Below are 22436 nucleotides of genomic sequence, written 5' to 3'. Positions count from 1 at the left end.
TCATTCCCCCTTCGGTAATTCTGCTGCAAGCATCGCGTCCATCATCAGAGCGGCCCGCTTGATTTCTTTCACGTCATGGACACGCATCCACTCGCAACCTTGTTGGATTCCGTAACAGACGGTCGCAATCGTCCCTTCCACCCGTTCCGCCGCCGGGAGTCCGAGCGTCAATCCGATCAGTGACTTGCGTGACGTCCCAAGTAAAACCGGGTATCCAAAATCTGTCGCGATCGCGAGGTGACGCATCAAAAATAAATTCTCTTCATACGTTTTCATGAAACCAATCCCTGGATCGAGCCAAATCCGATTTTCCGATACACCCGCCTGTTTCGCTAATCGGATTGATTCTTCAAGGTCGGCGCGGACTTCAGCTAAGACGTCTGTTCCGTGTGGTTCCGTCCGATTATGCATCAAGATGATTGGGACTTCGTGCCGGGCGGCGACCGTTACCATTGAACGATCCCCCCATTTCGAACCCCAGACGTCATTGATGAGATCTGCACCGGCACGGACAGCGGCTTCAGCGACTTCCGGTTTATACGTATCAATCGAAATCAAGACATCGAGCTCACGCTTCAAGCGACGAATCACTGGAACAACGCGGTCGATTTCATCTGCTGCTGAAACAAATGTCGCACCCGGTCGCGTTGATTCTCCACCAACATCGATTGCATCTGCCCCGTCCGCAACAAGTTGCCTAGCATGACGAACAGCGAGTTCGACATCAACGTATTGTCCACCATCTGAAAACGAATCCGGCGTCACATTTAAAATTCCCATGATTTTTGTCAACGTTTTTCCCTCCTCGACCACCGCGTCTCGACGGCCTCATCGAATAGCTGACGCACACGTTGATAGCCGCTTCCCGATTGCCCCGGGAACGTTCGTCCGTCAAGTGATGAAACGGCGACTGCTTCTTGAACGGAATTCGTGTAGAGAATTTCGTCCGCCTCCATCAACTGTGGCAATAAAGCAAGGCGTTCTTCGACCATAAGTTGCTCCATCAAGAACTGGCGGGTGATCCCATTCAAGGCACCCGTCTCAAGCGACGGTGTATACCACTTCTCCCCATAACGCCAAAAAATGTTCGAAGTGATGCCTTCACAAATGAATCCTTCCTTCGTCAAGAAGAGCCCTTCCGCTTCCGGATTAAACAGTTGGCGTTTCGCAACTAGATTGTTCATGTAGTGATGCGACTTTAAGCGATACGCCGTTTCCGGTGTACTGCGTGGCAACCGGACCGTTTCAAGCGCCCGCTCCGTCGCTTGTCGCGCGCCAATCGGTCTCGCATAAATCACGACCGTCGGCGCGTCATACCGTTCAACGGAGAGTCCGATATCACGGGGACCAGCCGAGACATTTAAGCGGATGTATAAATCAGTCGTCGCATGGGCACGGTATAAGGTCTCAATCGCAACTAACAGTTCGTCCCGCGTATAGGGGATGACGATTCCAATCGCGGCACAACTCATCTGTAGCCGTTTAATATGATCATCAAATAAAAATGGATGTCCTGCATACGTCCGAAAGGTCTCAAAAATCCCCATTCCATATAAATAACCATGGTCAAATGGTGAAATCCGAACGTCTTCTTCTTTTACTACCTGTCCATCATGCCAAAGATACATATCGATTCAACTCCAAAAAGTTTTTTAACATCCGTTTCCCGTCTCGGGTCAAGATTGCTTCCGGGTGAAACTGGACACCGACGATCGGTAACTCGCGATGTCGCAGGGCCATGATTTCTCCCCCTGCTTCCGCCGTCACTTCCAGGGCATCCGGAAAGGTCTCCCGCTCGACGACAAGCGAATGGTATCGTGTCACTGGTGTATCTTGAGCGATGCCTTCAAACATCCCGGTCGCGTCGTGAGACAATAACGAAACTTTTCCGTGCATTAAGTCTTGTGCCCGGACGACTTGTCCGCCGAAGATTTGCCCGATTGCTTGATGACCGAGGCAGACACCAAGGATAGGCAACTTGCCTGCGAAGTATTCGATTGCAGCAAGGCTGATGCCCGCCTCGTTCGGAGTACAAGGTCCTGGCGAAATCACTAGGTGATCGGGTTTGAGTTGTTCAATCTCCTCGAGTGTAATCGCATCATTCCGAAACACCTGGATCTCTTGCCCGAGCTCCCCAAAGTATTGGACTAAGTTGTACGTAAATGAGTCATAGTTATCAATCAATACAATCATGTCGTTCCCTCCGCCATTTCTTTTGCGACCCAAAGTGCCTTTGCCTTACTGAGTGATTCTTCATATTCGCTCACTGAACTAGAATCGGTGACGATTCCTGCTCCCGCCTGAATATAAGCGACGCCATCTTTGGCGACGAGCGTCCGAATCAAGATGTTGAAGATCGCATCGTCCGCCCAACTGATAAATCCGAGTGACCCTGTATAAATACCACGCCGGACCGGTTCTAACTCCTCGATGATCTCCATCGTCCGGATTTTTGGTGCACCGGTGATCGTCCCACCGGGGAACATCGCTGCGAGAACATCGCTCGCACCTTGGTGTTCCGCTACTTTCCCACGGACATTCGAGACGATATGTTGGACATGAGAATATTTTTCGATCACCATCAATTCATCGACATGAACGGACCCATACCGGCTGACCCGTCCTAAATCGTTGCGTTCTAAATCAACGAGCATGACGTGTTCCGCCCGCTCTTTTTCATTATCGAGCAGCGTCTTCGCAAGCGCTAAGTCTTCCGCTTCATCCTTCCCGCGCGGACGTGTCCCAGCAATCGGACGCGTCGCGAGATCGTCTCCAATTTTTTCGACGAGCAACTCGGGTGACGCTGAGACGAGCGTCAACTCTTCATCGACGAAGTAGCCCATGTACGGCGACGGGTTCACCTGCCGCAAGACGTCATAGACATGAGCCGGCGATGTTAAGAGACGTTCATGTTGACGAACCGCAAGATTGACTTGAAAGACGTCACCCGCTTCAATATAACGTTTGACGCGGTCTGCCGCCTCGACAAAGTCGGCTTGTTCGAACGACCGCCCCCGCTCTAACCGTTCCTTCGAAACCGGGCGAAAGACTGGCGCAGGACTCTCCACTTTCCAAGCAAGCACTTCAATTTCAAGTGCTGCTTCCGCTGCCTCGACCGTATCACGCGTCACGGCAACGAATAACTGACCTGCCTGTTCGTCATACACGGCGACTTCATCGTACCAATACAACGAAATATCTGCTGTTTCTAAATCGTCCTCCGCTTCGTCCGGTAATCGCTCTAAATACCGGACAGCGTCATAACTGACGTAGCCTGCCAGTCCACCGAAAAATGCAGGCATCCCGTCCGGACGAGCCGATGCATGACGCGCGCGTACTTCTTCAATTAATGCAAACGGAGAATCTGTTCGTTCTTCGACACCATCACGGGTTGTAATCGTCGTTTGTCCGGATTTCGAGCGTAACTGCCCGACCGGGTGCACACCAGCCATCGTATAGGAACCGATACGACCACTTTCGAGCCAGATATGACCGGTTTGTTCTTTTGTCCGCTCCACATAACGGTTATAAAATTGTTCCTTCGTCCATGTAAATGCTACATATCTCGTCTGTCGCACTTGCGTCCCCCACCTCTGTACGTATTCTGTCCTCATTATACGCAAAAAAAGGCACGCGGGAGTCGAATGACTTCCGTGTGCCTGAAAAAAATTATAGTTTCGAACCTTCTTCTTCCTCGACTTGATAGAGTGGCGTACTGAGGTAACGTTCTCCATTCGAAGGAATGATCGCTAACACATTTTTGCCTTTTCCAAGACGTTTGGCCGTTTTAAGAGCTGCAGCGATTGCAGCACCTGAAGAAATCCCACCGAGAACTCCGTTTGATTTCGCGGCACGGCGCGCATGATCAAATGCTTCTTCCGTCGTGATTTGTTCGACACCGTCATAGATGTGTGTATCGAGAATCGAGGGTACGAAGCCAGCACCGATTCCTTGGAGCTTGTGTGGACCCGGTTTACCACCCGAAAGAACAGGTGAATCCGTTGGTTCGACCGCGATGATTTCGATTCCTGGGAAAGCGTCGCGTAATACTTTACCAGCACCCGTAATCGTCCCACCTGTTCCGATTCCGGCGATGAAGGCATCCAGTGATAGTCCTTCGAACGCTTCAACGATTTCAGGTCCTGTCGTCTGTTCGTGGACGACGGGGTTCGCTCCGTTGTTGAATTGTTGCGGCATGAAATGACCATGTTCTTCTGCTTCCGCCGTCGCTCGCGCGATTGCACCCTTCATCCCTTCCGGACCAGGTGTTAAAATCAACTCCGCGCCGTACGCACGAAGAAGAGTTCGACGTTCCATGCTCATTGTTTCTGGCATGACGAGAATGGCCCGGTATCCTTTCGCTGCTGCGACCATCGCTAGACCAATCCCGGTGTTGCCACTCGTTGGTTCGATGATCGTATCGCCCGCTTTCAGTTTCCCAGCTTCCTCTGCCGCTTCAATCATCGACAGCGCAATCCGGTCTTTGACACTTGACCCGGGATTCATGTACTCCAGTTTCAAGTAGACATCTGCATCCTCTGGTCCTGTCAGATGGTTCAATTTGACAATCGGCGTGCGGCCGACTAAATCTAGTACTGAATTTGCAATACGCATGACCATTCCTCCTCATAATGAAAAACCTTTAATTCCAAGTAATCCGATAAATCAATTATCAATGGACTGGATGAAATCTGTCAATCAAAGCGCTCCACGGTAGGTTTCGTTCCATTTTTGGATTGACGTTCTACCGCTTCTTGAATCAAACGATCGAGTGTATCTTGTTCGTGTTCTTTACGCATTACTTGATAGACATCCGCTCGTGTGATGTCTTCGTCTCCGACTGTCGCGACGACGTCTTCAAGCGGTCCACCGATACTTTCTTGGACAATCTTCGGAGAATCAACTTTCGGTAGTTCTCCCATGAAGGCATATGCTCCCGTTAAAAAGTTCGTCAACAGTAAGATGAAAATCAACATCCACAAGTACTTAGAGTTTACATTTCCCATTTTCAGACCCTCTTATGCTCGTTCGAGCGATTTTTCACGAAGTGATTGTAATTCTTCGATGCCATACTGATAGTGTTCTGAACAGAAATGACAAACTGCCTCTGCTCCACCATCTTCATCAATCATCGATTGAATCTCGTCAGGTCCGAGCGCCACGATGGCTGTCGCGAGCTTTTCGCGATCACATGTGCAACCAAACGTAACCGGCACTGTATCGAGGACTTCGTATGATTCACCGAGGACGAGTTCAAGCATTTCTTCCGGTGTTTTTTCTTCTCCGACAAGAATCGAGATTGGTTTTAATGCGGCCACTCGTGCTTCGAGTGCGGCAATCGTTTCTTCCGATGCACCTGGCATCAATTGCACGATTAACCCACCTGCTGCGATGACCGACTCATCTTCCGGATAAACGAGCACACCTGCACCGACGACAGATGGACTTTGTTCTGAGACTGCGAAGTAATACGTAAAGTCTTCACTGATTTCACCGGTTTGGATCGGTGATTGCCCTCCGACGAAGTCACGAAGCCCTAAATCTTTGATAACGGAAATATTTCCGCGACCGACTGCATCGCCGACTTTTAATTTCGTCAGACCGTCTGCATTGACGTACGTATCCATTTCGACACGTGGATGGCTGACGTATCCACGGACCGTTCCTTTTGCATCGGCATCGACGATGATTTTTCCGATCGGACCGTCCCCTTCAACTTTCAGGGTCACACGTGTGTCGCCTTTTTGCATCGTTCCCATCATCGCACCGATTGTCAGCGTCCGGCCAAGCGCCGCCGTGACGACCGGAGTCGTTTGGTGCCGGAGCTGTGCTTCATACACCGACTTTGTCGAACGGATTGCAAATGCACGGACTTCGCCGTTAAAACCGAGCGCCCGTACTAAATAATCATCTTTTAGTTGTGCTAATAATTCTTCACGTTTCATTATTTATTCCCTCACTTATTTCGTTCGTAGATAATACGCAACCCGTCAAGCGTCAAAAATGGATCGACGATTTCAATCGTTGCGGATTCCTCGCTGATTAATCGGGCAAGCCCACCAGTCGCGATGACTTTTGCTTCACCCATTTCTTCTTTCATCCGGTGGACAAGACCGTCCACTTGCGCGACATATCCAAAATACGTCCCTGACTGCATCGCATGAATCGTATTCCGCCCAATCGCGGATTGTGGTTTCGCAATCTCAATGCGCGGCAGTTTTGCTGCTTTGTTATAAAGTGCCTCAGTCGACACCATGACACCCGGTGAAATGATTCCACCGTAATAGCGTTTTTGTGAATCGATATAACAATAGGTCGTTGCTGTCCCAAAGTCGACGATGATCAATGGACCATCATATTTGACCGTCGCGGCGACCGCATTGACGATTCGATCCGCCCCGACTTCCCTTGGGTTATCGACTTTTAAGTCGAGTCCGGTTTTAATACCTGGTCCAATCACGAACGGGCGTCGATTGAAATAACGGACGCACATGTTCTCCAGTGGAAACACGACGGGGGGTACGACAGATGATAACACGATTCCCTCGATTTCTTCCACGTTTAACTCTGCATCCCGGAACAAGGCTTTGACGAGCATCCCGTACTCATCGGTCGTCCGTGTCCGATCGGTTGCGATCCGCCAGTGCTCGACCAATGTCTCGCCAGCATAGACACCCAGTACGATATTCGTATTTCCAACATCAATTACTAAGATCATTTGACTGATTCCCCACTTTTCTATACGATACCTGCAATATACGTTGTGATTATACCACGTCGTCTAAGCTTCACCTACCGAAGTGCGCAAGCATCACGGCATATAAAAACAGGACCAGCACCCGCATAGCGGGCACTGATCCTGTCTCGTTGTGTCAGCGATTAAATTTGATCATCACGGCGTGGTTGATCAGGCTTTTCTACATCCACATTTTGACCTTCGTCGATGACTGAACCACGTTGTGTCGGAGATTCTGTCGGTTCATCGATGACAGGAGTCGTCGATTCCGGTTTTTTCTCGTCTTCTGTTTGTTCAGCTACCACTTCTGGCTCGTTCTTTTTGTATTCACCTGTCTCAATGAGGTGGTGAATTTGTTTTTGATCCAGCGTTTCAACTTCAAGTAACGTTGTCGCAATCAAATCAAGCTGATCACGTTTTTCCGTTAAGATCGTTTTCGCTTTTTGGTAACAGCGGTTGATGATCGCTTGGATTTCTGTATCAATCTCATGCGCAATCGCGTCCGAATAGTTTTGTTCATTTTGGAAGTCACGTCCTAAGAAGACATTTCCGCCTTGACCTGAACCGAACTGAAGCGGTCCGAGTTTTTCACTCATCCCGAACTCCATCACCATCTTCCGGGCGAGTCCTGTCGCACGTTGGAAGTCGTTGCTTGCTCCAGTCGATACTTCACCAAAGACGATATCTTCCGCGACACGACCACCAAGCAATCCGGTAATTTTATCTTCAAGTTCTGGTTTTGTCATGAAGTAACGATCTTCTTTCGGAAGCATGACGACGTAACCGCCGGCATTCCCACGAGGAACGATTGTTACTTTATGCACTTCATCCGCATCATCAAGTGTGACACCGATGATCGTATGACCTGCTTCATGCCACGCAACGATTTTTTTCTCTTTCGGCGAAATGATCCGGCTCTTCTTCGCTGGTCCAGCGATAACACGGTCAATCGCTTCTTCTAGATCGACAATGGAAATCTTATCCCGGTCGGTACGCGCTGCAACGAGTGCTGCTTCGTTCAACAGGTTTTCAAGATCAGCACCAGAGAATCCTGGTGTCCGTTGTGCGATTGCTTTCAAATCGACTGTTGAGTCGAGTGGTTTATTTCGTGCATGTACCTTAAGAACTGCTTCACGACCGACGACATCTGGACGCTCAACCGTAATTTGACGGTCAAAACGACCTGGACGAAGCAAGGCTGGGTCCAAGATATCAGCGCGGTTCGTTGCTGCGATCATGATGATGCCTTCATTTTCACTGAATCCGTCCATCTCAACGAGAAGTTGGTTCAATGTTTGTTCACGCTCATCATGTCCGCCACCGAGACCTGCGCCACGTTGACGACCGACTGCATCGATTTCATCGATGAAGATGATACACGGTGCATTTTTCTTTGCATTTTCGAAGAGATCACGTACACGTGACGCCCCGACACCAACGAACATCTCAACGAAGTCAGAACCTGAAATCGAGAAGAATGGAACGCCAGCCTCACCTGCCGCTGCACGTGCAAGTAACGTTTTACCTGTACCTGGAGGACCGACAAGAAGGACCCCTTTAGGGATACGTGCACCGAGACGTGCAAATTTACGTGGGTCTTTCAAGAATTCAACAACTTCGACGAGTTCTTGTTTCTCTTCGTCTGCACCAGCGACATCTTCAAACGTAATTTTCTTTTTCTCCGTATCATAGAGGCGCGCTTTTGATTTACCGAAGTTCATCACGCGGCCACCGCCGCCGCCACCTTGTGCTTGATTAATTAAGAAGAAGAAGAGAATGAATATGATGATGAACGGGACGATCGTCGTCAGTAACGCGATCCAACCGCCATTCGTCTCTGCTGCTTTAAAGTCCATATTGACACCTTGACTGCGCAATTGTGTATAAAGATCCGTTAACTCCGTATCAACAGCTGGAACAACCGTTTCATACGTCGAATCCTTTTCACGTAAATCACCAGTCACATTATACGTCTGTCCTTCGTACTGGAAGGTAGCCGTCTTAATTTCACCTTTTTCAACCGACTCGACAAACTGTGTGTAATTGATTTCTTTGCTTTTGTTCACTGGACTCTGCAAGTATTGCAGAAACAAGATCAAAGCTAGAAAAATGACCCCAAACACGAGGGTATTCTTCACTGCTCGGTTCATCTTATGCCTCCTCTCCGCACCAACTGACATACCTTCATCAACTGATACGAATCCTGACGCGGCAAAGCGCGCTTTGTAATTGGTTTCATCTTATCATGTGACAGTCAAGATTAAAAATAATTAGCCACCGTAGACTGCCGGCTTCAACACACCAACATATGGAAGGTTACGATATTTCTCTTCATAGTCGAGACCGTAACCGACGACAAACTCGTGTGGAATCACAAATCCACTATAATCCGCGTGTAGATCATTTTTGCGACCTGACGGCTTATCGAGCAATGTCACGATTTTGACAGATTTTGCTTTACGGTACTTAAAGAGATCAACCAAGTATCCAAGCGTCAATCCACTGTCAATGATATCTTCGACAATCAGGATGTCACGTCCTTCTACAGATGTGTTCAAATCCTTTTCGATTTTAACTTCGCCTGTCGATGTCGTTCCACCGTGGTATGTCGAAACATCCATGAAATCCATCTCAAGGTGCATGTCCATCTTTTTGACGAGATCAGACATGAACGGCATTGCGCCTTTTAAGACACAGACGAGCAGTGGAAAACGATCACCATAATCTGCTGTCAGTTCACCCGCGAGTTCACCGACTTTATGTTGGATCTCTTCTTCCGAAATCAGTACTTTCTCCATATCATTCATTAAGGTCATGCTAGGTATTCCTCCTCCATTTTAAACACTACATTACCATTCTATCATTAAATAAGACCGTGCGAGGAGTTCAAATGACCCGAATTTTGCAATTCGATGTCCGACGACCGCTAAAACTTGACCCGTGGCGTCGACGACGACCGGAACTTCTGCCCGAAGATAACGTGGTACTTTCGCATCAATTAGAATCCGGCTCACTTTTTTCGTTCCGATTTCTAGCTGTATCCGGTCCCCTGGCAACTGACTTCGTACCGTCAGCGGGAAAGTAACTTCCGCTAACGGAATCCCTGCATCCCCGTATGAAAACGTCACATCTCGTTCACCATAACGGTATGTTCCCAAATCAGCCCCTACTTGAAACGATTCAAGTGCAGAATCTGTCGTATCTTTCTCGATACAGGTCAAGTATCCGTACGCGCGGCGAATCCTCCAGTTTTCATAATACACTTCGCTCGAGGGCATATCTACTCGGAGCCATGCTAAAAAGCGATCGAAATCCTCTGATGTCAACCGGACATCCGGTAAGAGCACTTGTAAAGCGAGTCGTCTCAAATCTGTCGGCAGCTGGTTGATCTCATCGATTACTATCCCATCCTCCGTCGTATGTCGCGCTACTAATGCTTCGACGTACGCTAAGTGCTCGTCCTGTATCGTTTGACGAAGCCGTGCGGCACGTACCGTCGCTTCTTCGAACCCCGGGCGCACTTGAGCGAGCCTTGGTAAAATATCATGCCGGATTTGATTTCTTAAGTACTTCGTTTCCGCATTTGTCGCATCCTCACGCCACTCGATTTGTTGACGCGTCGCATAAGCCGTCAGTTCCTGTTTCGTCCAGTTCACTAGCGGACGATGCAACTGACCGGGACCGAACGGGCGATGAATCGGAATCCCGTCGATCGTCGCTTCACCCCGCAACAACTGAATCAATAACGTCTCGAGTTGATCATCACGATGATGTGCTAAGACTAAGTGACTCCGGTTCGTCTCTTCCATTAAGTTTTCAAAAAACTGATACCGTTTCTCGCGACAACGGGCTTGACTCACCCGTTGTCCACCCCATTCTAAACGGGTCGTCCGGAACGGGATATTACGTTCAAAAGCCCAGTTTTCGACAAACGCGGCTTCTTCATCCGATGCTGCACGAAGACCATGGTGGACATGGGCAATTAAAAGATCAAACTTCGCCTCGTGCAACAGATGCGCGAGCACCATCGAGTCGCAGCCTCCGGATACGCCGACGATGAGCGGTTCATTCGGAACAGGAGCAATCGTTTCCATGATGTACGCATCCCCTTTTCGAATCTACTATACTAAAAAAAGCCACCTCTATATAATAGAGATAGCTTTTAAAGAATGACCCGTACGGGAATCGAACCCGTGTTACCGCCGTGAAAGGGCGGTGTCTTAACCGCTTGACCAACGGGCCAAAAAAATATGGTAGCGGCGGAGGGAGTCGAACCCACGACCTCACGGGTATGAACCGTACGCTCTAGCCAGCTGAGCTACACCGCCATATTTTTAACTCGTGCGTCTTAAGCACATTTTCTATAATACGGTGGAGTCAAATGAAAGTCAACGCTTTTTATAAAAATAATTTCAAAAAAATAAAAGATGGAATGAACAGCGTCATTCCATCTCTATTCTTATAAAGAACAGGTCAGCAAGTTATTGACGTTTAGCACCGCGTCCGCCACGTTTTGAATCCGTTTGGCGTTTGAGTGTCGCAAGACGATCTTCACTGTCTTTGAGGAAACTCGTCATCAACGTATCGAACGTTTGCTCTTTACGTGGAGCAGGTGCTCCGCGACCACCTTTGTTGAATCCTCCACGATTTCCACCACCGCCGCCACTGCGCGGTCCTTTGTTATCAAACGGACGTGGTCCGCGATCTTGACCGGCCGGGCGTGGGCCACGGTCGAATTGACGTGCAGGACGAGGACGTTCGCCTTCAGGGCGGTCAACAGCCTTCTTGATTGAAAGACCGATTTTACCATCGTTTTCTACACTCAAGACTTTAACTGTGATTTCCTGTCCAACCGTCAAGACATCATTGATATCTTTAACGTAAGAATCTGCCACTTCGCTGATGTGAACGAGACCGGTTTTCCCAGTCGGTAATTCTACGAACGCTCCGAAATTAGTGATGCCTGTAACTTTCCCTTGCACTTTGCTGCCTACTTCAATCGACATAAATTGTATTGCTCCTTTTTAGTTGATTCATTTCTTATTATACGAGTGATTACATATTTTTTCAATCAATCGGCAACCATCGGTTAATCTTCAGGTGAGAAATAGAAAATTGTTTCGCCTTTTTTCGAGTACAACAACTCACTTCTCGCTAAGTTCGCAACATATTCTTTATCGTTCAGCCGTTCGATTTCCTCTTTCAGGCGTGCCGACTCTTTTTTCGCTTTTGTTTGCTCTTGTTGAGCGACCTGGAACGATTGATTTTGTTCAGCAATCAATTGTTTCTTTTCGATGTATGACCACCCCATGAGAGAAAGGACGATGAGAAAGATTGACATACAAATCAAGAAACGCTTTTTTAAGCGCGATCGGTTCTCAATCGCATTTTGGCTTAATTGCTTTTTACGATCATTGAGCGGTTTAATCTTTGGTGGTGTTTGACGACCTGATTCTAACGGTGCCGGCATATCATCCCTCCTTATCCGAGTGGTCATCTCTGACACTCTTTAGTATACTTCCTTTTTCAGGTAAATTACATTGATTCTTCAGAATTCACTTTTTCTTCACGAATAATCTTATACATGTCCGTCGCTTCTTCTTTTTTCGCATGCTCTTTAATGCCGTCGATTTGAACGGTGACGATTTTGTTTCCGAATCGAATCGTCATCTCATCGCCGACTGCGACGGTACTGCTTGCTTTTGCGACGAGACCGTTAATCGTAATCCGACCTTGGTCTGCTACCTCTTTTGCGAGTGTCCGTCGTTTAATCAAACGGGATACCTTTAAAAATTTATCGAGTCTCATGACTGTTCCTCCTGCTTCGCTTGATTCCATAACTGATCTTGTTCGTCGAGCGACAACTCTTCAATTGGTCGCTTTGCGAGTTGTTCCACCCGCGTAAAACGGCGAATGAACTTATCGTTCGTCAGCTGCAACGCTTCTTCTCCCGATAATCCCATATATTTTCCGACAAGTGCTAACGAAAATAAGAGATCTCCGAATTCAGCAAGTTGTTCTTTTGGCGCTGCTTCTTGTAGTTCACGTATTTCTTCTTGTACCTTTTCAAGCGCACCACTGACTGTGTCCCACTCAAAGCCGACTTTTGCGACTTTTTTCTGAATCTGTTCAGCACGCATCAAGGCAGGTGCCCCTTTTGTGACACCGTCGAGCAGATATTTCCGCTCTGGTTTCTCCTGCGACTTGATCGTTTGCCAGTTCGCAACGACGTCTGCCGCCGAATCAACCGTCGTCTCTGCAAAGACGTGTGGATGACGGCGAATCATCTTGTCACTGACACTGCCGATGACGTCCCGGATATCAAAGTACCCTTCATCGAGACCGATTTGTGCATGTAACATGACTTGAAGTAAGACATCCCCTAATTCCTCTATCATTAAGTTATCGTCCTGAAGGTCGATTGCTTCCAGTAATTCGTAAGATTCTTCGATTAAATGTTTTTTGAGCGATTCATGCGTCTGTTCTTGATCCCATGGACACCCTCCTTCACCACGTAAACGGGCGATGATGTCTTTTAACGTCGCGAAATCCCGATTCAACGCCTTTTCCTCCGTCACCGGCGGCACATAAACGGTCGTTAAGTTGCTGAGCATCGTCACACGATCCAGTTCATAGAGCGGAACTGCCATGACGTGTTGCTTGCTCGTCCCCGCTGCTGTGACGAGCGTCACCGGGTGTTCATCCGGATAACGTTCCATCAACATGACTTTCAAGTCACCTGCGACAAACGCATCGTACACTTGTCCGATCAGTACGTGTTGACGAATTTGCGCTTCATCAACACGGAAGGCCGTTGCGTCAAGCAATTGAAATCCTTCAATCGGATCTACCCCGACCGCTGCGAACATCGGATCAAGAAAACTTTGTCCACCGACGATGTCGATGTCAGTCGCACGCGCAAGTAGTTGTTGAACGGTACTTTCTGCTACAAGCGGGTGTCCCGGTACCGCATAGATGATTGGCGTTTGTGTCGCCTGATCAAGCAGTGTTTCGACGATGTCCATATAGACCGCTTCAAAGCGGTCGTGCCGCTCATAAATCGAATCAAACGATGTAAATTTCATTCCCTCTGTCGCCAGTTCTGAAACGACGGGATGATCTGCTGTCCGTAAATAAACAGGTTGTGTTGTTTCTTTCAATAACTTATAAACGCCAAACGGCAATTGCTCTAGTTCGCCAACACCTAAGCCGACGACTGTAATACGGTGTGTCATATGATTTTCCTCCGATGATGAATTCGATAAAGTTTGTCTCCGAACGGCAATAAAGACCACTCCCGCTCTGTCAGGACCCGCCTGCGCAGTGCAAATATACAAAAGATCAATGCACCACCGATGACGAGTAGACCCACTTCAAACATCGCTCCAATCCGCGTCTCGAAACCTGCCCATTGAAACAGACGTTCGACCACGTACAAAAACAACGCCATCGGGATGATTGCTTGGAGCAATCGGACGTAGAAAATTCGTCCTGCTGTTACACGTCCGAATTTCCGATTCAATAAGATGAGTTGTGCTGATGCCATCATCGCGAATCCGCCGAATGTCGCCATTCCCGCCCCGATCATACCATAACGGGGCAACAAGTAGATGTTTAATAACAGCTTGACGACCAGTCCGAGCACGACGCCTGCAAAGGCATATTTTTCAGCATCGACGGACTGGAGACAAGAGATGATAATCATCGAGAGCGATGCCGTAAAGGCCGTCGCAGCAAGCCAACTGAGCGCAATCGTCCCTTTATCATCTTGATAGAGCGCGATGTTGAGTGGACGCATGACACTAAACAATCCGACCGTCGCAGCTGCCGCGACCAATAGACCAGAACGAAGGAGTGTTTCAAGGTGCAACCGTGTCGCCGCGTCATTTTGTTTACGATACTCCGTCAGCAACGTCGGAACACTGGCCAGACTGATCGACGTCGCAAATAAAATTGCGAACTGCAACAATGGATAACCACGATCAAAAATCCCCTTCTCGATTTTCGTCTCCATCGTATCCCCGAGCAAGTTGACGAACGTCAATCCATCAATCAACTGCATCAACAGTAAAGCAAGCGACGCGATACTGACCGCCATCCCACTCGTCAATAAGACTTTCCCGACACGTTTTAAATGACGCTTCGAGACGACCGGGCGACCAATCCGCCCTTTCGCGAAGCGAAGGAGCAACAACAATGAAGCGACACTGCCACCGAGCGCCGTCACGTGTGCCGCAGCACCGATTTGATAAGGATTCGCTCCGATCGAGACACCATAATACGTCACGAGTAACAATAAACAGACACGCACGGCGTTTTCCGTAATTTGCGAAAAGGCGGTCGGTCGCATCTCAAGGTCTGCTTGAAACATTCCTCGTAACACGGCAATGACCGGCAATAAATAAAACGTCAACGTCACAGCACGTAACGGAAGGACGAGCTTCGGATCTCCGAACAGTAAAGCAAGTTCTGGTGCGATGATCCAGCCGAGCAGACCGAACACTAACGAAAGACTCGCAAGGACAAAGAAAATCGACCAAAGAACCTCTCGTTTTTCTTCCGGGTGATGCAACGTCAACTTTGCGACGATGACGGGTAGCGCATAAATCCCCAGTGCTGCCGCAATCGCGAATAATGGATAGACCGTCTGATAGACGTACAATCCAAAATCCCCTGCCATGTTTTGATACGGAATCCGGTAAAAAAAGCTCAGCAGCTTTGAGACGTAACTCGAGATCGCCAGGAGCGCTGCCCCTTGCGCAATCGTTCGCCGTTGACTCATCGCATCGAGATCCGGCGGTCAAGTTCAGCGAGCAACCGCTCTGCTTGTTCCGTTGTTTGTTGAACGGTTTGTTTGCCACGGTTCAACGTCAAAACAAGTTTTCCTTCTTGTTGTCCCATGCCGAGTCCGCGACCAATCGGTACCGTCCACTTGACGAAATCCGCAACATCGAGCGTCTGAGTCGTTTGTTCGGATAAGACGATCTCGATTTTCGGGTCCGTTTGTTTGACCCGCTCAATCCGAGCCCGTTCAGCAAAAATCCGCATCCGCGTCAACTGAATCAATCGTGCGACTTCATTCGGGAATTCACCGAAGCGCTCCAGCATCTCTCCTTCGAGTGCATCAAGACTTTCTGTCGTATCAACATACTTTAAGCGTTTATAGAACTCAATTTTCAGTTCAGAATCCGACATATAATGACTCGGAATATACGCATCGAGACTGAACGTAAAGTCTGGTACGAATTTTTGGACACGTTGTTTCCCTTTCATTCGTTCCTTCCGTTCTTCGACGGCTTCCGATAACATTTGTGAATACAAATCGAACCCGACTGAATCGATAAAACCGGATTGTTGGGATCCGAGCAGATTCCCGGCACCGCGAATCGACAAGTCACGCATGGCAATCTTGAAGCCACTTCCAAGCTCCGTAAATTCCTTGATCGCCTGAAGACGACTCTCGGCGACTTCGGTCAACCGTTTTTGCGGACGGTACGTAAAGTAGGAATACGCGACACGACTTGAACGTCCGACACGACCACGCAGTTGGTAGAGCTGTGATAGACCCATTTGATCGGCATCGTTGACGATCAATGTATTGACGTTCGGAATATCGATCCCCGTTTCAATGATTGTCGTACTGACAAGAACATCGGCATCCCCCTCGAAGAAGGCAATCAATTGACTTTCAAGTTCCGTCTCTGTCATCCGACCATGTGCCGTGACGACACGTGCTTCCGGAACGAGCGCCCGGATTTCCTCCGCCTTCCGTTCAATCCCTTCAACGCGATTGTAGAGGAAAAAGGCTTGCCCCCCTCGACCAAGTTCACGTTCAAGTGCTTCACGCATGATGATTCCGTCGTACTCCATCACGTACGTTTGGACAGGATAGCGGTTTTCAGGCGGTGTCTCGAGGACCGACAAATCACGAATCCCAATCATCGACATGTGTAAGGTCCGTGGAATCGGTGTCGCCGTCAACGTCAAGACATCGACATTCGTTTTGAGTTGTTTCAATCGTTCTTTATGTTTAACACCGAAGCGTTGCTCTTCATCGATGATCAACAGACCGATGTCAGCGAACTGAACATCTTTTGATAAGACACGGTGTGTTCCGACAACGACGTCGATCGTTCCTTCTTTCAAGCCTTTTTTTGTTGCTTTCAGTTCTGACGCCGATCGGAACCGACTCATGACTGAAACATTGATTGGCCATTCGCTGAATCGCTCGAGCATCGTTTCATAGTGTTGTTGGGCAAGAACAGTCGTCGGCACAAGGAGAGCAACTTGTTTCCCTGCCATAACTGCTTTAAATGCCGCCCGAATCGCGACTTCCGTTTTCCCGTATCCGACGTCTCCACATAACAGACGATCCATCGGACGCGGCCGTTCCATATCTTTCTTAATCTCTTCAATCGACCGGACTTGATCGACCGTTTCCTCGTACGGGAACGAGGCTTCGAATGCCTGCATGCTGTCATCATCTTCTGGGAAAGCAAATCCAACTGCCGCTTCTCGTGTCGCATACAATTTGATTAGTTCATCTGCGATGTCCTCAACTGATTTTTGGACTTTCGCTTTGACTTTCTTCCAGTCCGTTCCGCCGAGTTTATAGATTTTCGGTTCTTTTCCTTCTGCCCCGACGTATTTTTGAATCAAGTCGATTTGGTCAACCGGAACATACAAGGAGTCGTCACCGGCATAGACGAGGTGCAAGTAATCTTTATGGTTCCCTGCGACATCAATCGTTTTGATGCCGTGGTAACGACCAATTCCATGGTGGATATGGACGATATAATCACCCGTCTTCAACTCTTGGTAACTTTTGATCCGTTCCGCGTTCGTCAATTTCGTCGTCTGTTTCCGGCGACGGGTCGGTTGCTTAAAGACTTCTTCTTCCGTCACGACGACGAGTCGTGCATTCGTCATTTCGAAACCACCATGAATGCCACCGATTAAAATCGACGGATGTCCCCGACGCATATCTTCTTCTGCCGTATGCAAGGACGCTTCGACACCGTAGTCGGAAAGTGTCTGCCGCATCCGCTCCGCCCGCTCTTTGTTACTCGCAAGGAAGACCATCCACATGTCTGCCCGGGCATACCGATCGATTTCCTGTTTCAGACGTTCCATTTGGCCATGAAACGGAGCGATCGGTTTGATGTTGAAGTGAATCGCTGCACTTTCAGGGACGCCGCTTCTGCGTGTCGGAAGGAGCGACAAATAGAGTAGCTGACGTTGTTCGAAGACTTTGAGCATCGGAACCGAGAGAATGTAATCACTAACGCTTTGCCCCCGTTCAATCAACGAAGCCATCCATTCCGCTTCTTCCGCATCCTGAACTTCCGCCGCTTCTTCGATCCGTGCGATTTCATCGACGATCAAGACGGCATCTGTGATATCAGCCAGTAATGTCTTCTGATACAGTAACGGCGCGTATTTCGCGAGTTGTTTCGGTCGCTCCCCACTTTCGAGCAATTCGACGTCATAGGCGATCCCTTCTTCAAGTGCTGCAAGGACTTCCGTACTTTGGACACGTTCTTTCGTCGCTTCATAGAGTGCACGCAACCGTTCACCCGCGGCACGGAGATTTTCCGTCGTCGCAAAGTGTTCAGCTGCCGGTGGAAGCAACGCTTCTGCGACCACACCGAGTGATCGTTGCGTTTCTGCATCGAATGTATAAATCGAGTCGACTTCTTCATCAAATAAATCCAATCGATAGGGACGGTCGACCGTCAACGGATAAATATCGATGATACTCCCGCGGACTGAAAATTCTCCCGGTGTCGTCACGGTCGCCGTCCGCTCATATCCGGCGTCGACTAATTCTTGAATGAAGTCCGGAATCGCCAAGATATCGCCTGGCTTAATCCGTTTCGTATGTGCTAAGAAATCACTTGCAGGTGGAGCATACCGTCTGAGACCGACGAGTGGGATGATTAAAATACCATCATCGGTCGTCAGGAGCCGGTGCCGCGTTTCAATCCGTGTCGCCCGTAATTCCGGGCTCGCCCCGTACGATAATTCAGCAGCCAGTGTCTCGTCGACCGGGTAGAGCATCACTTCCTGTTCAGGCACCAGTTCAATCAAATCATCATACAGTTTTTGCGCTTGAAACATATTGTGGGTGACGATGACGAACCGTTTTTTTGTTTCTTGATAAATGCCTGCGACGAACAACGCTTTCCCGCTATTCATCAAGCCTGTGATGAGTTGGGCATCGACCCCTTGTCGAAAGCGCTCACGGACCGTTTTTATTTCTGGTATTCCGAGCAACAGATTTTGTAGTTGTTTCATAGTTTCCCCTCCTAAGACGACAGCAAAAACGCTTTGGAATTCCAAAGCGTTTCGTTCAGTTATAGCGATTCATCAACGCCAAAAATGGTGTATCGGTAAAGTCTGTCGCGATTTTCACAGCGTCCGCCAATACTTCCCGCAAGACAGGTTGTTCTGCTTTTGAGAACGGCATCAAGACCCAATCGATGACTTGAATCGGAGCAGGCGGACGACCGACACCGAGTTTTAAGCGTTTAATTTCTTGTGTGCCTAAATGCTGAATAAGCGACTTGACACCATTATGCCCACCGGCGCTTCCTTTTGAGCGAAGACGCATCTTTTCAAGCGGCAAATCGAGATCATCATAGATGACGAGGACGTCTTCGACCGCGATTTTATAAAAATCCAGAAGCGGACGAACTGCTTCCCCGGATAGATTCATGTAAGTCAATGGTTTGACGAGCACAACACGTTCCCCATTTATCATTCCCGTTCCGAAGACTGCTTTAAACTTCGACTCGGATAATTTTATTCCGTGTTCCTCCGCCAACGCGTCAATCGCGAGGAAACCGATGTTGTGACGGGTGTTCGTATATTTAGCTCCAGGGTTTCCTAGACCGACGATACATTTCATATCGCTACCTCCTTTTGTTTATTTCCTTTGATGAAAAAAAAGCACGAACAAGGGTCCGATTTCAAAAAACCGGACCTCATCGTTCGTATCTGTTTGTTGATCAGCTAAAGAGCGGGCTGATTGATTTTTGTTCATGGACACGGATGATTGCTTCTGCAAGTAACCGCGCGACAGAAATTTGTTTGATTTTGCTTGCGCATTCACGTTGCGTCAAGTCGATCGTGTTCAAGACGACGAGCTCTTCAATCGCTGAGTTCTCAATCCGTTCCATCGCTGGACCAGAAAGAACAGGGTGTGTACAACAAGCATAAACTTGTTTCGCCCCATTTTCGATTAAAGCGTTCGCAGCAAGTGTAATCGTTCCTGCCGTATCGATGATGTCATCGATGATGATGGCGATTTTGCCATCGACTTGACCGACGATGTTCATGACTTCCGCGACGTTCGGTTTCGGACGACGCTTATCGATGATTGCGATCGGTGCTTTTAATTGTTCTGCTAATTTACGTGCCCGTGTAACACCGCCATGGTCTGGAGAAACGATGACGAGTTCATTTGGGTCGATGTTTTTCTTCTCGAAGTAAGTAGCAAGAAGTGGAACACCCATTAACTGATCTACTGGAATATCGAAGAAACCTTGGATTTGAGCAGCATGGAGATCCATCGTGACGACACGTGTCGCTCCTGCGACTTCAAGTAAGTTCGCAACAAGTTTTGCTGTGATCGGCTCACGCGAACGTGCTTTACGGTCTTGACGTGCATAACCATAATACGGCATGACGACGTTGATCGTCCGTGCAGAAGCACGTTTTAATGCGTCAATCATGATGAGGAGCTCCATCAAGTTCTCGTTGACCGGCTGACTTGTCGATTGGATGATGTAGATATCATCTCCGCGAACGCTTTCTTCGATGTTCATCGAGATTTCGCCATCACTGAAGTGTTTGACTGAACTTTCGCTAACGGGAATTCCGATGACCTTAGCGATTTCCTCTGCCAGTGGTTTGTTCGAGTTGAGTGCGAAAATACGAATTTCATGTTCTAAGACAGTAGACATGTTTAGGTGGCCTCCATTTGTTTGGTTTAGACGAGTAGAGCGACAAGTAATGAATAAGGTGTAGCTGAATTAACGATAATCAGGTTTTGTCGTTTGACGCTCACGGGCGATCGCAAGACCGTTTTCCGGAACATCATCTGTCACTGTCGAACCTGCTGCGACGAGTGCATTTTTACCGACTGTGACGGGGGCGATCAAGTTGACGTTACAACCGATGAACGCATCATCCTCGATGACCGTTTCGAACTTGTTTGTTCCATCATAGTTGACAGTGATTGATCCACATCCTAAATTGACGTTTTTACCAATCGTTGCGTCTCCGACGTAACTCAAGTGTGCCGATTTGCTTCCTTCACCGAACGTCGATTTCTTGACTTCAACGAAGTTACCGACACGCGTGTTCGCTCCGAGCACCGCTTGCTGACGCAAGTGCGCGAATGGACCGACTTGTGCTGCTTGCCCGATCCGGCTATCGGTTACGACCGACTGACGGACGACAGCAGCATCTGCCACTTCACTGTTACGGATGTCACTATTCGGTCCGATGATACATTCAGACCCGATGATCGTCTTCCCAAGCAATTGTGTCCCTGGGTAGAGCGTCGTATCCGAACCAATCGTAACATCTGGTCCGATATAGGTCGATGCCGGGTCGATGAATGTGACACCTTGACGCATCCAATACTCGTTCGTCCGCTTACGCATCGACGTCTCAGCTTGCGCGAGTGCGACACGGTCATTGACACCGATTGTCTCTTCAAACGTCGGCGCCGCATAGGCAGCAATCGTTTCGCCATCGGCTTTCGCGATTTCGATGACATCCGGCAAGTAATACTCTCCTTGGACATTATCGTTCTTGACTTGTTTTAACGCAGCGAACAACAACTCATTATCAAACACGTACGTTCCTGTGTTGATTTCTTTAATCGCGAGTTCTTGTTCTGTCGCATCTTTATGTTCAACGATTTTTGAAACATGTCCCTCTTCACCACGAATAATCCGACCATATCCAGTCGCATCATCCGCATGAGCTGTCAACACGGTCACTTTTGCACCCGTTTCTGCATGGTGGTCGAGTAACGCGGCTAACGTCTCACTCGTTAAGAGTGGTGTATCCCCACAGACGACAAGCGTCGATCCTTTTTCGTTTCCAAGTACCGGTTCTGCCATTTGAACAGCATGACCCGTGCCAAGCTGCTCACTTTGAAGCGCATATTCCACCGATGTGCCAAGCACTTCTTTTACAGACTCCGCACCATGCCCAACGATTACGACTTGACGCTTGACGCCAAGTGTCGCGAGTTGGTCCACGACGTGTTGTACCATAGGTTTCCCAGCTACTGGGTGGAGTACTTTGTAGAGTTTTGATTTCATGCGTGTTCCTTTACCAGCTGCTAGAATTACCGCGAAATGATTCATCCTTGTCGCTCCTCCACGTAAATTAGTGTTGATTTCGTTCAGAAATAGTACACTCGTACCAACTATAACGAAAATGAGGCCACTATTCAATCACAGGACCGAGTCAAATTGATGAAACATCCATTAAAAACAGACTGTAGACAACGTGAGGAGGCTGACTCATAAGTCGTTTTAAAATCAACCTTTGTGATGGACGGGCTTTTCTTTTCATTGCTTTCATCGGAAGAGGCACAACCCGTTGTTGTTTTGTAAGAAGATTGCAGCAAACCTTTTTAACAGCAAAAAAAAAAGACCGGTCCGCCGCAATACGGGAA

20 protein-coding genes and 2 tRNA genes are annotated in these 22436 nt (G+C 48.5%); all 22 read right to left on the bottom strand.

What is annotated here, in order from left to right; all coding sequences use genetic code 11:
• The 22 genes from folP to glmU all read right to left on the bottom strand — a co-directional run bounded on the left by folP (position 1) and on the right by glmU (position 22122).
• A complete protein-coding gene (gene folP / locus AC0VYQ_RS00435; RefSeq protein WP_088835987.1) occupies positions 1 to 792 on the bottom strand; it encodes a dihydropteroate synthase in 792 nt (263 codons plus the stop codon).
• Entirely contained in the window at positions 789 to 1628 is an 840-nt protein-coding gene (gene pabC / locus AC0VYQ_RS00430) for an aminodeoxychorismate lyase (RefSeq protein ID WP_475403982.1), read from the bottom strand. Before pabC ends, folP begins: the two co-directional genes overlap by 4 nt.
• The gene (locus tag AC0VYQ_RS00425) at positions 1612 to 2193 is read right to left on the bottom strand and encodes an anthranilate synthase component II (RefSeq protein WP_475403981.1); all 582 of its coding nucleotides are present in this window, start codon (positions 2191 to 2193) and stop codon (positions 1612 to 1614) included. Before AC0VYQ_RS00425 ends, pabC begins: the two co-directional genes overlap by 17 nt.
• The gene (locus AC0VYQ_RS00420; RefSeq protein ID WP_475403980.1) at positions 2190 to 3578 is read right to left on the bottom strand and encodes an anthranilate synthase component I family protein; all 1389 of its coding nucleotides are present in this window, start codon (positions 3576 to 3578) and stop codon (positions 2190 to 2192) included. The genes AC0VYQ_RS00425 and AC0VYQ_RS00420 overlap by 4 nt, the downstream gene beginning before the upstream one ends.
• 91 nt (positions 3579 to 3669) lie before the next feature.
• Complete coding sequence (cysK, locus tag AC0VYQ_RS00415) at positions 3670 to 4614, bottom strand: cysteine synthase A (protein WP_029332223.1); 945 nt, start codon at positions 4612 to 4614, stop codon at positions 3670 to 3672.
• A gap of 80 nt (positions 4615 to 4694) precedes the next feature.
• A complete protein-coding gene (locus AC0VYQ_RS00410; protein WP_029332222.1) occupies positions 4695 to 5006 on the bottom strand; it encodes a SurA N-terminal domain-containing protein in 312 nt (103 codons plus the stop codon).
• A gap of 12 nt (positions 5007 to 5018) precedes the next feature.
• On the bottom strand, positions 5019 to 5945 hold the full coding sequence (gene hslO / locus AC0VYQ_RS00405; RefSeq protein ID WP_475403979.1) for an Hsp33 family molecular chaperone HslO: 927 nt from the start codon (positions 5943 to 5945) through the stop codon (positions 5019 to 5021).
• A gap of 11 nt (positions 5946 to 5956) precedes the next feature.
• On the bottom strand, positions 5957 to 6718 hold the full coding sequence (locus AC0VYQ_RS00400) for a type III pantothenate kinase (protein ID WP_088835982.1): 762 nt from the start codon (positions 6716 to 6718) through the stop codon (positions 5957 to 5959).
• A 161-nt stretch (positions 6719 to 6879) separates the two neighbouring features.
• Positions 6880 to 8886 (bottom strand): ATP-dependent zinc metalloprotease FtsH, encoded by a 2007-nt coding sequence (gene ftsH, locus AC0VYQ_RS00395; RefSeq protein ID WP_088835981.1) that lies wholly within the window; start codon positions 8884 to 8886, stop codon positions 6880 to 6882.
• Between the two features lie 120 nt (positions 8887 to 9006).
• Positions 9007 to 9552, bottom strand: a complete 546-nt coding sequence (gene hpt, locus AC0VYQ_RS00390) for a hypoxanthine phosphoribosyltransferase (protein WP_012368964.1) — start codon at positions 9550 to 9552, stop codon at positions 9007 to 9009.
• Between the two features lie 33 nt (positions 9553 to 9585).
• Positions 9586 to 10830 carry a tRNA lysidine(34) synthetase TilS gene (gene tilS, locus AC0VYQ_RS00385; RefSeq protein ID WP_475403978.1) on the bottom strand — a complete coding sequence of 415 codons (1245 nt, stop codon included), beginning with the start codon at positions 10828 to 10830 and terminating at the stop codon, positions 9586 to 9588.
• Positions 10831 to 10906: 76 nt separating this feature from the next.
• A tRNA-Glu gene (locus tag AC0VYQ_RS00380) sits at positions 10907 to 10978 on the bottom strand.
• Between the two features lie 9 nt (positions 10979 to 10987).
• A tRNA-Met gene (locus tag AC0VYQ_RS00375) sits at positions 10988 to 11064 on the bottom strand.
• Between the two features lie 153 nt (positions 11065 to 11217).
• Positions 11218 to 11742 carry a S1 domain-containing RNA-binding protein gene (locus AC0VYQ_RS00370; protein ID WP_088835979.1) on the bottom strand — a complete coding sequence of 175 codons (525 nt, stop codon included), beginning with the start codon at positions 11740 to 11742 and terminating at the stop codon, positions 11218 to 11220.
• Positions 11743 to 11825: 83 nt separating this feature from the next.
• Positions 11826 to 12206 (bottom strand): FtsB family cell division protein, encoded by a 381-nt coding sequence (locus AC0VYQ_RS00365; RefSeq protein ID WP_088835978.1) that lies wholly within the window; start codon positions 12204 to 12206, stop codon positions 11826 to 11828.
• Between the two features lie 65 nt (positions 12207 to 12271).
• Positions 12272 to 12544: an RNA-binding S4 domain-containing protein gene (locus AC0VYQ_RS00360; protein WP_088835977.1), complete on the bottom strand. Its 273-nt coding sequence runs from the start codon at positions 12542 to 12544 to the stop codon at positions 12272 to 12274.
• Positions 12541 to 13971: a bifunctional methyltransferase/pyrophosphohydrolase YabN gene (gene yabN, locus AC0VYQ_RS00355; protein ID WP_475403977.1), complete on the bottom strand. Its 1431-nt coding sequence runs from the start codon at positions 13969 to 13971 to the stop codon at positions 12541 to 12543. Before yabN ends, AC0VYQ_RS00360 begins: the two co-directional genes overlap by 4 nt.
• Positions 13968 to 15518, bottom strand: a complete 1551-nt coding sequence (locus AC0VYQ_RS00350; RefSeq protein ID WP_088835975.1) for a polysaccharide biosynthesis protein — start codon at positions 15516 to 15518, stop codon at positions 13968 to 13970. Before AC0VYQ_RS00350 ends, yabN begins: the two co-directional genes overlap by 4 nt.
• On the bottom strand, positions 15515 to 19033 hold the full coding sequence (gene mfd / locus AC0VYQ_RS00345) for a transcription-repair coupling factor (protein ID WP_088835974.1): 3519 nt from the start codon (positions 19031 to 19033) through the stop codon (positions 15515 to 15517). The genes AC0VYQ_RS00350 and mfd overlap by 4 nt, the downstream gene beginning before the upstream one ends.
• A gap of 55 nt (positions 19034 to 19088) precedes the next feature.
• Positions 19089 to 19646, bottom strand: coding sequence for an aminoacyl-tRNA hydrolase (pth, locus tag AC0VYQ_RS00340; protein ID WP_088835973.1), 558 nt, complete (start codon positions 19644 to 19646; stop codon positions 19089 to 19091).
• Between the two features lie 100 nt (positions 19647 to 19746).
• On the bottom strand, positions 19747 to 20703 hold the full coding sequence (locus tag AC0VYQ_RS00335; protein ID WP_029332210.1) for a ribose-phosphate diphosphokinase: 957 nt from the start codon (positions 20701 to 20703) through the stop codon (positions 19747 to 19749).
• Positions 20704 to 20772: 69 nt separating this feature from the next.
• Positions 20773 to 22122, bottom strand: coding sequence for a bifunctional UDP-N-acetylglucosamine diphosphorylase/glucosamine-1-phosphate N-acetyltransferase GlmU (glmU, locus tag AC0VYQ_RS00330; protein WP_475403976.1), 1350 nt, complete (start codon positions 22120 to 22122; stop codon positions 20773 to 20775).
• Between the last annotated feature and the right edge of the window lie 314 nt (positions 22123 to 22436).

This window comes from Exiguobacterium sp. QJM3NY_9, from assembly GCF_056173545.1.
This window is presented reverse-complemented; position numbering and strand designations above follow the sequence as displayed.

Excerpts from the sequence above, each read along its gene's own strand:
- pabC (WP_475403982.1), bottom strand. The coding sequence starts at position 1,628 with ATGTATCTTTGGCATGATGGACAGGTAGTAAAAGAAGAAGACGTTCGG.
- AC0VYQ_RS00425 (WP_475403981.1), bottom strand. The coding sequence starts at position 2,193 with ATGATTGTATTGATTGATAACTATGACTCATTTACGTACAACTTAGTC.
- cysK (WP_029332223.1), bottom strand. The coding sequence starts at position 4,614 with ATGCGTATTGCAAATTCAGTACTAGATTTAGTCGGCCGCACGCCGATT.
- AC0VYQ_RS00410 (WP_029332222.1), bottom strand. The coding sequence starts at position 5,006 with ATGGGAAATGTAAACTCTAAGTACTTGTGGATGTTGATTTTCATCTTA.
- hslO (WP_475403979.1), bottom strand. The coding sequence starts at position 5,945 with ATGAAACGTGAAGAATTATTAGCACAACTAAAAGATGATTATTTAGTA.
- AC0VYQ_RS00400 (WP_088835982.1), bottom strand. The coding sequence starts at position 6,718 with ATGATCTTAGTAATTGATGTTGGAAATACGAATATCGTACTGGGTGTC.
- ftsH (WP_088835981.1), bottom strand. The coding sequence starts at position 8,886 with ATGAACCGAGCAGTGAAGAATACCCTCGTGTTTGGGGTCATTTTTCTA.
- hpt (WP_012368964.1), bottom strand. The coding sequence starts at position 9,552 with ATGACCTTAATGAATGATATGGAGAAAGTACTGATTTCGGAAGAAGAG.
- tilS (WP_475403978.1), bottom strand. The coding sequence starts at position 10,830 with ATGGAAACGATTGCTCCTGTTCCGAATGAACCGCTCATCGTCGGCGTA.
- AC0VYQ_RS00370 (WP_088835979.1), bottom strand. The coding sequence starts at position 11,742 with ATGTCGATTGAAGTAGGCAGCAAAGTGCAAGGGAAAGTTACAGGCATC.
- AC0VYQ_RS00365 (WP_088835978.1), bottom strand. The coding sequence starts at position 12,206 with ATGCCGGCACCGTTAGAATCAGGTCGTCAAACACCACCAAAGATTAAA.
- AC0VYQ_RS00360 (WP_088835977.1), bottom strand. The coding sequence starts at position 12,544 with ATGAGACTCGATAAATTTTTAAAGGTATCCCGTTTGATTAAACGACGG.
- yabN (WP_475403977.1), bottom strand. The coding sequence starts at position 13,971 with ATGACACACCGTATTACAGTCGTCGGCTTAGGTGTTGGCGAACTAGAG.
- AC0VYQ_RS00350 (WP_088835975.1), bottom strand. The coding sequence starts at position 15,518 with ATGAGTCAACGGCGAACGATTGCGCAAGGGGCAGCGCTCCTGGCGATC.
- mfd (WP_088835974.1), bottom strand. The coding sequence starts at position 19,033 with ATGAAACAACTACAAAATCTGTTGCTCGGAATACCAGAAATAAAAACG.
- pth (WP_088835973.1), bottom strand. The coding sequence starts at position 19,646 with ATGAAATGTATCGTCGGTCTAGGAAACCCTGGAGCTAAATATACGAAC.
- AC0VYQ_RS00335 (WP_029332210.1), bottom strand. The coding sequence starts at position 20,703 with ATGTCTACTGTCTTAGAACATGAAATTCGTATTTTCGCACTCAACTCG.
- glmU (WP_475403976.1), bottom strand. The coding sequence starts at position 22,122 with ATGAATCATTTCGCGGTAATTCTAGCAGCTGGTAAAGGAACACGCATG.